The 12,212-nt window shown below is 65.1% G+C and carries 13 protein-coding genes; 4 read left to right on the forward strand and 9 right to left on the reverse strand.

Annotation, left to right across the window (positions count from 1 at the left end; translation table 11 throughout):
• Positions 1 to 17: 17 nt before the first annotated feature.
• The gene (locus tag AB0366_RS10375) at positions 18 to 1,487 is read left to right on the forward strand and encodes a phosphatase PAP2 family protein (protein WP_366243900.1); all 1,470 of its coding nucleotides are present in this window, start codon (positions 18 to 20) and stop codon (positions 1,485 to 1,487) included.
• Between the two features lie 33 nt (positions 1,488 to 1,520).
• Here the strand turns inward: AB0366_RS10375 and prcA are convergent, their stop codons facing one another.
• The 5 genes from prcA to arc form a co-directional block, all read right to left on the reverse strand.
• Complete coding sequence (prcA, locus tag AB0366_RS10380; RefSeq protein ID WP_366243901.1) at positions 1,521 to 2,294, reverse strand: proteasome subunit alpha; 774 nt, start codon at positions 2,292 to 2,294, stop codon at positions 1,521 to 1,523.
• Positions 2,291 to 3,190 (reverse strand): proteasome subunit beta, encoded by a 900-nt coding sequence (gene prcB, locus AB0366_RS10385; protein ID WP_259468163.1) that lies wholly within the window; start codon positions 3,188 to 3,190, stop codon positions 2,291 to 2,293. Before prcB ends, prcA begins: the two co-directional genes overlap by 4 nt.
• A gap of 38 nt (positions 3,191 to 3,228) precedes the next feature.
• A complete protein-coding gene (locus AB0366_RS10390; protein ID WP_008716348.1) occupies positions 3,229 to 3,423 on the reverse strand; it encodes a ubiquitin-like protein Pup in 195 nt (64 codons plus the stop codon).
• 194 nt (positions 3,424 to 3,617) lie between these two features.
• Positions 3,618 to 5,117 carry a depupylase/deamidase Dop gene (gene dop / locus AB0366_RS10395; RefSeq protein WP_366243902.1) on the reverse strand — a complete coding sequence of 500 codons (1,500 nt, stop codon included), beginning with the start codon at positions 5,115 to 5,117 and terminating at the stop codon, positions 3,618 to 3,620.
• Between the two features lie 81 nt (positions 5,118 to 5,198).
• Positions 5,199 to 6,962 (reverse strand): proteasome ATPase, encoded by a 1,764-nt coding sequence (gene arc / locus AB0366_RS10400; RefSeq protein WP_366243903.1) that lies wholly within the window; start codon positions 6,960 to 6,962, stop codon positions 5,199 to 5,201.
• Between the two features lie 185 nt (positions 6,963 to 7,147).
• On the opposite strand from arc, the gene AB0366_RS10405 reads away from it, so the two are divergent.
• Entirely contained in the window at positions 7,148 to 7,633 is a 486-nt protein-coding gene (locus tag AB0366_RS10405) for a hypothetical protein (RefSeq protein WP_366244388.1), read from the forward strand.
• 9 nt (positions 7,634 to 7,642) lie between these two features.
• Here the strand turns inward: AB0366_RS10405 and AB0366_RS10410 are convergent, their stop codons facing one another.
• Complete coding sequence (locus AB0366_RS10410) at positions 7,643 to 8,509, reverse strand: tRNA (adenine-N1)-methyltransferase (protein WP_366244389.1); 867 nt, start codon at positions 8,507 to 8,509, stop codon at positions 7,643 to 7,645.
• A gap of 383 nt (positions 8,510 to 8,892) precedes the next feature.
• Between AB0366_RS10410 and AB0366_RS10415 the strand changes: the two genes are divergently transcribed.
• Positions 8,893 to 9,726, forward strand: a complete 834-nt coding sequence (locus tag AB0366_RS10415) for a RecB family exonuclease (RefSeq protein ID WP_366244391.1) — start codon at positions 8,893 to 8,895, stop codon at positions 9,724 to 9,726.
• The gene (locus AB0366_RS10420) at positions 9,723 to 10,535 is read left to right on the forward strand and encodes a thioesterase family protein (RefSeq protein WP_366243904.1); all 813 of its coding nucleotides are present in this window, start codon (positions 9,723 to 9,725) and stop codon (positions 10,533 to 10,535) included. The genes AB0366_RS10415 and AB0366_RS10420 overlap by 4 nt, the downstream gene beginning before the upstream one ends.
• Positions 10,536 to 10,548: 13 nt before the next feature.
• Here the strand turns inward: AB0366_RS10420 and AB0366_RS10425 are convergent, their stop codons facing one another.
• The 3 genes from AB0366_RS10425 to AB0366_RS10435 are packed head-to-tail and all read right to left on the reverse strand — an operon-like array spanning position 10,549 to position 12,170.
• Positions 10,549 to 10,980, reverse strand: a complete 432-nt coding sequence (locus AB0366_RS10425) for a PaaI family thioesterase (protein WP_366243905.1) — start codon at positions 10,978 to 10,980, stop codon at positions 10,549 to 10,551.
• Between the two features lie 27 nt (positions 10,981 to 11,007).
• The gene (gene hisG / locus AB0366_RS10430) at positions 11,008 to 11,859 is read right to left on the reverse strand and encodes an ATP phosphoribosyltransferase (RefSeq protein ID WP_121872413.1); all 852 of its coding nucleotides are present in this window, start codon (positions 11,857 to 11,859) and stop codon (positions 11,008 to 11,010) included.
• A gap of 47 nt (positions 11,860 to 11,906) precedes the next feature.
• Positions 11,907 to 12,170, reverse strand: a complete 264-nt coding sequence (locus AB0366_RS10435) for a phosphoribosyl-ATP diphosphatase (RefSeq protein WP_032398466.1) — start codon at positions 12,168 to 12,170, stop codon at positions 11,907 to 11,909.
• Positions 12,171 to 12,212 lie beyond the last annotated feature (42 nt).

Below are 12,212 nucleotides of genomic sequence, written 5' to 3' on the forward strand. Positions count from 1 at the left end.
TGCCTAGGCTGGGCGTCATGACATCCACGCGTACCTCGATCGCGACGGCCGTCCACGCGTGGGATCTGTCCCTGGTGGCGCGAAGTGCTGCTCTGCGGCAGAGCAGAGCGGACGGTGGCCTGCGCGCCTTGAGCAACGCCGCCGATCACGGCCGTCTGTGGCTCGGCGCGGCTGCGCTTCTCGTGGCCGTAGGTGGCCCGGCCCGACGCGGTGGCGTCCGGGGGCTCGTGGCACTGGCCGGTGCGAGCTCTGTGGCGAACGGGCTGCTCAAACCACTCTTCCCGCGGACTCGTCCCGATTCCGAGTCGGTTCCCGTCCTGCGTCAAGTACTGGCTCCGCCGGTGTCGTCGTCGTTTCCCTCGGGGCATTCGGCGTCGGCGGCCGCGTTCGTCACAGCGGTGGCGATCGAATCCCCGGTGGCAGGCGTGCTGCTGGCACCCGTTGCGGCCGCGGTGTGTTACTCCAGGGTCCACGTCGGGGTGCATTGGCCGACCGACGTCATCGCCGGTGCGGCTCTGGGCTCGGCCATCGCGTTGTCCACCCGTCGCTGGTGGGCCGTGCGATCGGAAAAGCCTGCCGATCTGGGTTCCCCGGTAGAGATCGATCCACTGCCCGGCGGCCGGGGGCTGCTGGTACTCGTCAATCCGGGTTCGGGCGACGATTCGGACGCGGTGCACGACGCGATCCGTCGAGCACTTCCCGATGCCGATCTGTTCGTGCCGAATCCCGATCAGGACTTCAACGAGCAACTGGAACAGCGAATTCGGAGCACGTCCCCGCGTGCCCTCGGTGTGTGCGGTGGCGACGGAACGGTGGTCAGCGTTGCTGCATCGGCGGTGCGCAACGGATTACCGCTCGCAGCATTTCCGGGCGGCACCCTCAACCACTTCGCGCGCGACACCGGGTTGACCGTCGTGGAGGACACTGCTGCCGCCGTGGAAGCGGGCACCGCCGAACGGGTCGACATCGCCGAGGTGTCCGTCGACGGCCGCAGTGTGTCGTTCGTCAACACCGCGACGTTCGGTGGCTACCCAGACTCGGTGCGGCTGCGTCAGAAGTTGCAACGCCGAATAGGTAAATGGCCGGCCGCCGCCATCGCGATGACGAGGGTCCTGGCAGCTGCGGAACCACTGAACATCAGGCTCGACGGCACAAGACATTCGGTGTGGATGCTGTTCGTCGGCAACGGCAACTACGCACCGGCCGATCAAGTTCCCATGTCTCGCAGCAGCATTCACACCGGAACGCTCGATGTTCGGTTTCTTCCGTCCGAGCCGAGGGCATCCAGAACCAGACTGCTGTGGGCAACGTTGACCGGCACCCTCGGCTCGTCGCCCGCGTACGTTCGTCGAGCGGTGAAGCAGTTGACCGTCGAGGTGGAGGGCTCCCCCGTTGCGCTCGCCGCCGACGGCGAAGTGGTGGGCGACGGAACGTGGTTCGAGTTCACCAGCGACAAGAACGGCCTCGTGCTCTACCGAAAGCGATAGCGCACGAGGCCGAACGAATGTCGGGACCACCGGTCAGGAAGGCGGTGTACCTTCGGTGTCGGTGACCGCCTCGACCGACGCAGTCGGCGTCGGCAGCATGTCCTCCAGCGCAGCTCCGGCGATGCGTCGGAACGCTCGTCGCGGCCGCGCCTGGTCCAGCACCGCGACCTCGAGCGCCGAGACCTCGAGGACCTTCTTCTCCGGCTCACCGCCCGCAGGGGGCGGCGTCGCGGGACCTGCCGTGAGGGCGGCAACAGCAACCCGTACCGCTTCGGCCAGATCCAGGCCGGAACGATAGGTGTCCTTCAGCGCGGCCACGATCGGCTCGGTCGTGCCACCCATGACGACGAAATCCTGTTCGTCGACGATGGATCCGTCGTAGGTGATGCGGTAGAGCTGCGTAGCGACCGGCTCGTCCTGATGCGACACCTCCGCGACACAGATCTCGACCTCGTACGGCTTGAGCTGCTCGGTGAAGATCGTGCCGAGTGCTTGCGCGTACGTCTTGGCGAGCGAACGGCCGGTCACGTCACGCCGATCGTAGGTGTATCCCTTGATATCGGCGTGCTGGATGCCGGCCTTGCGCAGGTTCTCGAACTCGTTGTACTTGCCCACGGCCGCGAAGCCGATCCGGTCGTAGAGTTCGCTCACCTTGTGCAACGCGGTCGAACGGTTTTCGGCCACGAAGAGGACCCCGTCCGCATACGTCAGCACGATGACGCTGCGGCCGCGGCCGATTCCCTTGCGCGCCAACTCCGAACGATCGCGCATGATCTGTTCGGCAGATGCGTAGTACGGCATCGTCATGGTGCGCTACCCCCTTCGCTCACTTGCTGGCCGGCCCGGGTGTGATGCTCGGCACCGCCGGAATGCGCTGCACTCTCGGTCCGCTCCGCGAGGACGGACCGAGCGGCAGCCGAAATCCGCTCGTGCGCAACGTCGTCCGCCCCGACACTGGTGATGGCGACAGCCGTCGGGTAGATCCCGCGGGTGACGTCCGGACCACCGGTGGCCGAGTCGTCGTCGGCGGCGTCGTACAGCGATTCCACCGCTGCACGAATCGCCTCCTCCTCGGTCATTCCGGGGCGATAGAGCTTCTTGAGCGCGGACTTGGCGAACAACGATCCCGATCCCACCGCGTGATAACCCGAACGCTCCTCGTATCGCCCGCCGACCACGTCGTAGGACACGATGCGTCCGGCTCGATCCGGATCCGAGATGTCGATGTCGAATCCGACCAGCAACGGGACGGCGGCAAGCCCTTGCATCGCGGCACCGAGATTGCTTCGCACCATCGACGACAACTTGTTGGCCTTGCCGTTGAACGTGAGCGGAACGCCTTCGATCTTCTCGTAGTGCTCGAGTTCGACGGCGAAGAGCCGGACCAGCTCGATCGCGATGCCTGCGGTTCCGGCGATACCCGCGGCGGAGTAGTCGTCGGTGACGTAGACCTTCTGCATGTCGCGATTGGCGATCAGATTGCCCTGCGTGGCTCGCCGGTCACCCGCGATCAGTACGCCGCCCGCGTAGGTCAGGGCGACGATCGTCGTCCCGTGCGGGGCGATGCCGGACTTGTCTGTGGTGCCGTTGGCGGTGTGCGACGCCAGATCCGCCGCGATACCGCTCTCGGGCAACAGGTGGGGGGCGTGCCGACGAAGATAGTCGGAGAACGACGAGCTGCTCGACCCGAGTGGGATCGTCATTCCGTCGCCGGCCGACCGTGGGTCCGAACGATCCACCGTCACTGGCCGCCCTTCTGAACGTAGGCGCGGACGAAGTCCTCGGCGTTTTCCTCGAGCACGTCGTCGATCTCGTCGAGAAGGTCGTCGGTCTCCTCGGCCAGCTTCTCGCGTCGTTCCTGACCACCGGCTCCGGTGTCGCCGGGAACCTCATCGTCGTCGCCGCCGCCAGAGCGCCGTGTCTGCTCCTGTGCCATAGTCGCCGACCTCCTCCGTATATCGAGAAAACAGATCTACTGCACTCTCACCGGTCGATCCGAGGTGCACCGTCGTGGATGTGCAAGTGCAACCGAACGTTCCGCCGAAAGTGCACGGACCTTTACCCTACCGACAGACCGACTCCGCCGGTTGGCAAGACACCGCGATTGGTCGCCACCGGTCTGTGGGTGCGTCAGGTGGTGAGCTGATCGACGAGCTCTGCGGCGCTGTCGACCGACTCGAGCAGTGCACCGACGTGCGATTTGGTGCCTCGGAGCGGCTCGAGGGTCGGGATGCGAACGAGGGAGTCGCCGCCGAGATCGAAGATGACCGAGTCCCAGCTCGCCGCGGCGATGTCGGCCCCGAACTTGCGCAGGCACTCGCCGCGGAAGTAGGCCCTCGTATCCTCCGGCGGCGTGCCGACGGCATCGAGTACCTGCTGCTCGGTGACCAGTCGATCCATCGATCCGCGAGCGACCAGCCGGTTGTACAGGCCTTTGTCCAGCCGCACATCGGAATACTGCAGGTCGACCAGATGCAGCCGCGGAGCCGACCACCCGAGCCCCTCCCGCTGGCGGAAGCCTTCGAGCAGGCGCAGTTTCGCGGGCCAGTCCAGCAGGTGGGCACACTCCATCGGATCCCGCTCGAGCAGGTCGAGAACCATGGCCCACTTGTCGAGCACGTCCAGCGCGCGCGCATCGTCACTGCCCTCGGCGGCCACGAACTTCGCAACGCGCTGGTGGTAGATCCGCTGCAGCGCAAGCCCGGTGAGTTCGCGGCCGTCGGCGAGAGCGACGGCCTTGCGCAGCGTCGGATCGTGGCTGATCTGATGGACTGCGGTCACCGGCCTGGCCAGCTGCAGATCGGACAGATCGACTCCCGCTTCGATGATGTCGAGCACGAGCGCTGTGGTGCCGACCTTGAGGTAAGTCGACATCTCGGCGAGATTCGCGTCGCCGATGATGCAATGCAGGCGGCGATACTTGTCCGCGTCCGCGTGCGGTTCGTCGCGCGTGTTGATGATGCCGCGCTTGAGGGTGGTCTCGAGGCCCACCTCCACCTCGATGTAGTCCGCCCGCTGCGAAAGCTGGAAGCCCGCTTCGTCACCGGACTGGCCGATTCCGACGCGTCCCGACCCGGTGATGACCTGCCTCGAAGCGAAGAACGGCGACAGACCGGCGATGACCGCCGAGAACGGCGTCTCGCGCGACATCAGGTAGTTCTCGTGGGTGCCGTACGACGCACCTTTACCGTCGACGTTGTTCTTGTACAGCTGAAGGCGCGGCGCTCCCGGGACGCTCGACGCGTGGCGAGCGGCGGCTTCCATCACGCGCTCGCCTGCCTTGTCCCAGATGACTGCGTCCAGCGGGTCACGTACCTCCGGAGCCGAGTACTCGGGGTGAGCGTGATCGACGTACAGGCGGGCACCGTTGGTGAGAATCATGTTGGCTGCGCCGATCTCGTCGGCGTCGATCACCGGAGCCGGGCCGCTGAAGCGTCCGAGGTCGAAGCCGCGGGCATCACGCAGCGGCGACTCGACCTCGTAGTCCCAGCGCGTGCGCTTGGCCCGAGGCACTCCGGCGGCTGCCGCGTACGCCAACACCGCCTGGGTGGACGTCAGGATCGGGTTGGCGGTGGGTTCGGTAGGCGAAGAAATGCCGTACTCGACCTCGATACCGATGATGCGCTGCATAAGTCGAGCCTAGACGGCCGACAGATGCAGTTCGGGGCGCGCCCTGTGCGGACGCGCCCCGAAAACTGCTCGACGAAGGATCTACAGGTACTGGCCGGTATTGGCCTCGGTGTCGATCGCCCGGCTCGCACTGGCGTTCTTGCCGGTGACCAGCGTGCGGATGTAGACGATCCGCTCACCCTTCTTGCCGGAGATTCGAGCCCAGTCGTCCGGGTTCGTGGTGTTCGGCAGGTCTTCGTTCTCGGCGAACTCGTCGACGATGGAGTCGAAGAGATGTTGAATTCGCAGACCGCCGTTGCCGGTTTCGAGTACCGATTTGATGGCGTACTTCTTCGCGCGGTCGACGATGTTCTGGATCATGGCACCGGAGTTGAAGTCCTTGAAGTACAGAACTTCCTTGTCTCCGTTGGCATACGTCACCTCGAGGAAGCGGTTGTCGTCGCTTTCGGCGTACATGCGCTCGACGACACGGTCGATCATCCCTCGGATGCAGGCAGCGCGGTCTCCGCCGAACTCGGCGACATCGTCGGCGTTGACCGGCAGCGAGTCGGTCAGGTACTTGGAGAAGATGTCCTGTGCCGATTCGGCGTCGGGCCGCTCGATCTTGATCTTCACGTCCAGGCGACCGGGCCGCAGGATCGCGGGGTCGATCATGTCCTCACGGTTGGAGGCACCGATCACGATCACGTTCTCCAGCCCCTCCACGCCGTCGATCTCCGCGAGCAGCTGCGGCACGACCGTCGTCTCGACGTCGGACGAGACGCCGGAACCACGGGTGCGGAAGATCGAATCCATCTCGTCGAAGAACACGATGACCGGGGTGCCCTCGGACGCCTTCTCCCGTGCGCGCTGGAAGATCATCCGGATGTGCCGCTCTGTCTCGCCGACGAACTTGTTGAGCAGTTCGGGGCCCTTGATGTTGAGGAAGAACGACTTCGCTTCCTTGGCGTCCTGCCCGCGGGCCTCGGCGATCTTCTTGGCCAACGAGTTGGCAACCGCCTTGGCGATCAACGTCTTTCCGCAACCGGGAGGGCCGTAGAGCAGCACACCCTTGGGCGGACGCAGGGAGTACTCGCGAAACAGATCCTTGTGCAGGAACGGCAGTTCGACGGCGTCGCGAATCTGCTCTATCTGTCGACCGAGACCACCGATGTCCTCGTATCCGACGTCCGGCACCTCTTCGAGGACCAGGTCCTCCACCTCGGCCTTGGGGACACGCTCGAAGGCGTAGCCGGCCTTGGTGTCGACGAGCAGGGAATCGCCGGGGCGGAGTTTGCGGGACGGTTCGTCCGGGTCGATGGGGCCCTCGTCGTTGACCATGTCGATCAACGGCTTGGCCAGCCACACGACTCGCTCCTCGTCGGCGTGACCGACGACGAGTGCCCTCGATCCGTCGCCCAGAAGCTCACGCAGAGTGCTGATTTCGCCGACCTGGTCGAAGGTGCAGGCCTCGACGATGGTCAACGCTTCGTTCAGTCGCACCGTCTGTCCCGGTGCAAGTAAGTCGGCCTCGATGTTGGGTGAACACGTCAGCCTCATCTTGCGTCCGGAGGTGAACACGTCGACCGTGCCGTCGTCGAAGACGCTCAGCAGAACGCCGTAGCCGCTCGGTGGTTGGCCGAGGCGGTCCACTTCCTCGCGGAGTGCGATGAGCTGTTGCCTGGCCTCTTTCAGGGTGTCCATCAACTTGGCGTTGCGGAGCGCCAGCGAATCGACGCGACCTTCGAGTTCGCGTACCTGCTCGGGGGACTCCCCCAGTTGACGGCGCAGTGAAGCAGCTTCGGCTCGCACGGCGTCCAGTTCGGCTCTGGCCGCGGCCACATCCGGATTGTCTGTTGAGCTCATGAGCGACTCCTCCCAGTGACGATCTATCAACGCTACCGGCACCGGCCCGAATGTGCGGACCGACACCACGATCGGGACGGAGAAGCAGTGTGTCTCGACCGCACCCGAGCGTCGGTCGAGTTCATGTTAGCCTCACCTGACAAAACAGCGGACCGACCACGGAATCAGGGGCTTCACCAGTGAAGATGCGCAATTTCTCGGTAGGTGTCGCGCTCGCGGCAGCGGTGATTTCGGTAGCCGGATGCAGCTCGGCCGACGAATCCGATCAAACCGATCACAATTCGACGTCAGTCGCCGAGGGCAACGCCCCGGCAACCGATACACCCGCCGTCGCGCCCCCGACATCCGATGAACTCGAGGCATCTCTGCTGCAACTGGTGGCCCCGAACGTCGACGCAGCGACGAAGGCGGCCTCGATCGAGAACGGGCAGGCACGCCTGACCAACCTCGACACGATGACCGCGGCTCTGGCGAACTACGGGGCGATCACGTTCGAGGTTGCCGAACCGACGGTCGAGGGCGAGACATCCACCGCCGACGTCGCGATCGCCACTCCTCGGGGAACGGCAGCTCCGTCCCCTCAGACCTGGGTGCTGATCGACGGCGAGTGGAAGCTTTCCGATGCCAGCACCTGCCAGATTCTCGCGATGGGACAGGCTCCCTGCGCCTAGACCGAAAGGTCAGCCCTTGCCGGATCGACGTTGCGGCTTGGGCGTGACGGTGCCCTCGGCGAGGCGTCGGACACTGACGAGGAATGCCGTGTGTCCCTGCATCCGATGCTCGGGACGAACTGCCAGTCCGACGACGTGCCACCCGCGCACCATCGACTCCCACGAACGGGGTTCGGTCCAGCATTCCTGCGCGCGAAGGGCTTCGACGACCTTGGACAACTGCGTCACCGTAGCGACATAGACCAGCAGCACGCCGCCGGGAACGAGAGCCTTCGATACCGCAGGCAGAGCGTCCCAGGGTGCCAACATGTCGAGGACAACCCGGTCGACCTGCTCACCGGGACGATCGACACCGAACCGATCCACGTCGGCCACCGTCAGGTGCCAGTTGGACGGCCGCTCTCCGAAGAACGTCTCGACGTTCTTGATCGCGTAGTCGGCGTGGTCCTGGCGGATCTCGTAGGACATGACCGTTCCTGCGGTACCGACGGCACGCAGCAGCGAGCACGTCAGAGCGCCCGATCCGGCACCGGCCTCGAGTACGCGCGCCCCGGGGAACATGTCGCCCTCGTGCACGATCTGGGCTGCGTCCTTGGGGTAGATGACCTGAGCGCCACGCGGCATCGACAGTACGTAGTCGGTCAGCAGCGGCCGAAGCGCGAGGTAGGGGGTGCCGTTGACGGACGTGACGACGCTGCCCTCGTCGGCACCGAGCAGTTTGTCGTGGGTGATTCCGCCCCGGTGGGTGTGGAACTCCTTGCCCGCCTCGAGCACCACCGTGTAGTGGCGGCCCTTCCCGTCGGTGAGCTGGACTCGATCCCCTACGCGGAACGGTCCGCTGCGGGCGGGTCCGGTCGGTACCGGCTCGGCCGGTATGCCGTCGTCGGTCGTCAGAGCTTCGTCCAGTTCGATCTCGTCGACGGTCGCGGTGACCACCTCGTCCGCATTGGGGACGTCCGCGCTGGGAACCGGGGCGTCGACGATCGCGTCGACCTCGGGCCCGTCGGTCGTCGACGCGGACGCGGAATCACCGAAGGACACAGCATCACCGGACGGCACAGCGGAACCTGCTTTCGTTGCTCTGTTCGACGCCCGACCTGTTCGGTCCGACACCTGGGACGACTCGACGTGCCAGACTACGGCCTTGACCGAAGATGTCGGACCAACGGCATAGGGTCGCAGTCGTGAGTATTTCCGTGTCGACGCCCATCGACTTGCCGCTAGTCGATCCCGGCGACAGTGCGCACCAGTCGCCGTCGATGTCCGGCTCCCGCAGTACACCGGCGTTGTCGCCCTCGCGCGCAGGTGATTTCAAGCAGTGCCCGCTCCTCTATCGCCTTCGAGCCGTCGACCGAATTCCCGAGGCCTCCACCGAAGCTCAGGTGAAGGGAACTGTGGTGCATGCCGCATTGGAGGCCCTGTACGCGTTGCCCGCACAGGATCGTGTGCCGACCACTGCACGAGAGCTTGTCGACCCGGCGTGGGAGCGAGTGGTCGCGCGGTCGCCCGATATCGAGACTCTGGTTCCGGTGGACGAAAGGCCGGCGTTTCTCGACCGGGCTCGCGCGCTGGTCGCCGGCTATTACGAACTGGAAGACCCCACCCGGTTCGAGCCCGAATCCTGCGAACAGCGAGTGGAGGTGGTGCTGGACGACGGTACGCCGCTGCGCGGGTTCATCGATCGGATCGACGTTGCTCCGAACGGGATGATCCGTGTCGTCGACTACAAGACGGGCCGGGCGCCGCGGGAGTTCACCGAGTCCAAGGCGCTGTTCCAGATGAAGTTCTATGCCCTGATGATCATGCGGATGCGTGGAGTCGTTCCGGCGCAACTGAAGTTGATGTATCTCTCCGACAAACAGGAGCTGACCTACACCCCCGACGAGGGCGAACTGCGCAGGTTCGAGCGCATGCTCTCGGCGATCTGGAAAGCGATTCTGGCCGCAGGCGAGACCGGCGATTTCCGCGCCAAACGGGGTGCGTTGTGCAAGTGGTGCGATCACCAGGCGCTGTGTCCGGAGTTCGGTGGTACTCCCCCGCCGTATCCGGGGTGGCCCCGGGCCGCTGCCGAACCGGTGGGAGCCGAGCTGTGACGGTTCCGAACGCCTTCTTCGTTCCCGCCGGTGTCGGCAGTAAGGGCCACGAGAGGGTCACCGCGACCGAGCACACCGTCAGCCTGTGGGCACCGACGATGCAGCACGGGGCTCCGCCGTCTGCGCTGTTGGTCCGTGCGCTCGAACGAGTGGACGCCAGGGAGGACACTCGTATCAGTCGCGTGGCCGTCGACATCCTCGGGCCGGTTCCGGTCGGGGACATCGAGATCCGAGCGTGGACAGAGCGTCCCGGCACCAATATCGAGCTCGTCGTGGCGGAACTCTGGGCGGACGGCACCTCGGGAACTGCGCGGGCGGTGGCCCGCGGCAGCGCATGGCGTATGCGCACCACGCCGACCGACGACGTTGCGCACTCGGGCGATCCGGTGATGCGACCGGTGAGCGACGGTGTCGACTACACGTTCGGTGGCACCTGGTCGTCGGGTTATCTCGACGCCGTCGAGTTCAAGATCCTCACCGGGCTCGGTGCCGATGGGCCGGGCGAGATCTGGGCCAGGCCCATACCTGCTCTCGTGCAGGGTGAATCGATGACATCCCTGGAAAGACTCTTCTCGATTGCGGACATCGCGAACGGAATCGGAGCGAAACTCCCGATCGACGAATGGACGTTCTTGAACACCGACCTGACCGTGCACGTGTTCCGAGTGCCGCAGGGTGACTGGATCGGGGTGTCGGCCGAGACCTCCACCGGGCCGGACGGCATCGCCATGTGTGCGGGCACGCTCAGCGACGAACTGGGACCGGTCGGTCGCATCGCTCAGACGGTGTTGGTTCGGCGTCGGAGCTGACTGTCCAGTCCGGTCAAGACGTACGCGCTGTGACGACGGTGCCCTGGGCGACTGCGACGACGCGTTCCTTCTCACCGTCGATCGAATGAACGGTGCAGTGGCAGACGGCCTGGCTGCGTGTGACTGACACGGCGTGTGCGCGGGCGATCAGGTACTCGCCCTTTGCCGGCCTCGCGAAATCGACGGTGCACTGCGATGTCACCGCGTCCCCGCCGAGTGCGACTCCACCGGCGAAGGTCACGGCGTTGTCGGCGAGATAGCTGATGACGCCGCCGTGCACGAAACCGTGTTGCTGCTGCAACTCGGGCCTGTTTCGGAGCCGAACTTCGACGTGACCTCCGGCCGTCGAGATCAGTTCGGCACCGAGCAACCGGGTGAACGGCTGCGCGTCGAACACGGCCCGCGCCAGACGGGCGAGATTCTGTTCGGAAGTATCGGATGTCATGCGCCCCCCCAGACGGCCGGACCGGATTCAGAACGCCCGGCAGGACCTGATGTCGGAGGCGAGGATCGCCTTGGCGCCCAACTCGGCGAGCTGATCCATGACGTTGTTGTGCACCTTGCGAGAAACCATGGCGCGCACGGCAACCCAATTGTCGTCGACCATCGGGGCGAGGGTCGGTGATTCGATTCCAGGGGTGATCTTCACGGCCTCGTCGAGGATCGACTTGGGGCAGTCGTAATCGAGCATCAGGTACTGCTGTGCGAAGACGACGCCCTGCACGCGGGCGATGAGTTGCTTGCGTGCGGAGTCGGTGCCCGGTGTGCCTGCTCGTTCGATCAACACACCCTCCGAATCGCAGAGGGATTCGCCGAAGGCCACGAGGTTGTTCTGACGCAGCGAGCGTCCCGACTCCACGACGTCGGCGATCGCGTCGGCGACCCCGAGTTGGATGGAGATCTCGACTGCTCCGTCGAGGCGAATGACCGTTGCCTCGAGTCCTCTGGCGGCCAGATCCTTGCGCACCAGGTTGGGATAGGACGTGGCGATGCGCAGTCCGCCCAGGTCCTCGGGTGCCCACTGCTTGCCCGCGGGTGCGGCGTAGCGGAAGGTCGATCGACCGAATCCGAGTGCCAGCCGTTCCTCGACCGCGGCACCCGAATCGAGAGCCAGGTCGCGTCCGGTGATGCCCAGATCCAATTGACCGGATCCGACGTAGATCGCGATGTCCTTGGGACGCAGAAAGAAGAACTCGACGCCGTTCGCCGGGTCGAGAACCGTCAGGTCCTTGGAATCGCTTCGGCGTCGGTAGCCGGCTTCACTGAGAATTTCGGCGGCGGATTCGGAGAGAGCGCCCTTGTTGGGTACGGCTACGCGCAGCATGGAGTCTTCCTTGTTCGACGAGTTCGTGAGCGGCATGCGGATCGAACTCACAGATGCTTGTAGACGTCCTCGAGTTCGAGACCTCTGCCCACCATCATCACCTGTACCCAGTAGAGGAGCTGTGAGATCTCCTCGGCGAGCGCCTCGTCGCTCTCGTGCTCGGCAGCGATCCACACTTCACCGGCTTCTTCGAGGACCTTCTTGCCCTGGAAATGAACTCCCGCGTCCAACGCTGCGACGGTGCCCGAACCCTCGGGACGGGTCTTCGAGCGGTCGGTGAGCTCGGCGAACAGCGAATCGAAAGTCTTCACGGCTGGTTATTCTTTCACGTCGTCGCTCGGGTACACGAATAC

The organism is Rhodococcus sp. NPDC076796 (assembly GCF_040702765.1).
Lineage (GTDB): Bacteria > Actinomycetota > Actinomycetes > Mycobacteriales > Mycobacteriaceae > Rhodococcoides.

Bases quoted from the DNA above. Each gene is read 5' to 3' on its own strand.
- prcA (WP_366243901.1), bottom strand. From the start codon at position 2,294: ATGACGATGCCGTACTACGCATCTGCCGAACAGATCATGCGCGATCGT.
- dop (WP_366243902.1), bottom strand. From the start codon at position 5,117: ATGCAGCGCATCATCGGTATCGAGGTCGAGTACGGCATTTCTTCGCCT.
- hisG (WP_121872413.1), bottom strand. From the start codon at position 11,859: ATGCTGCGCGTAGCCGTACCCAACAAGGGCGCTCTCTCCGAATCCGCC.
- arc (WP_366243903.1), bottom strand. From the start codon at position 6,962: ATGAGCTCAACAGACAATCCGGATGTGGCCGCGGCCAGAGCCGAACTG.
- AB0366_RS10375 (WP_366243900.1), top strand. From the start codon at position 18: ATGACATCCACGCGTACCTCGATCGCGACGGCCGTCCACGCGTGGGAT.
- AB0366_RS10405 (WP_366244388.1), top strand. From the start codon at position 7,148: ATGCGCAATTTCTCGGTAGGTGTCGCGCTCGCGGCAGCGGTGATTTCG.
- AB0366_RS10425 (WP_366243905.1), bottom strand. From the start codon at position 10,980: ATGACATCCGATACTTCCGAACAGAATCTCGCCCGTCTGGCGCGGGCC.
- prcB (WP_259468163.1), bottom strand. From the start codon at position 3,190: ATGACGATCCCACTCGGGTCGAGCAGCTCGTCGTTCTCCGACTATCTT.
- AB0366_RS10415 (WP_366244391.1), top strand. From the start codon at position 8,893: ATGTCCGGCTCCCGCAGTACACCGGCGTTGTCGCCCTCGCGCGCAGGT.
- AB0366_RS10390 (WP_008716348.1), bottom strand. From the start codon at position 3,423: ATGGCACAGGAGCAGACACGGCGCTCTGGCGGCGGCGACGACGATGAG.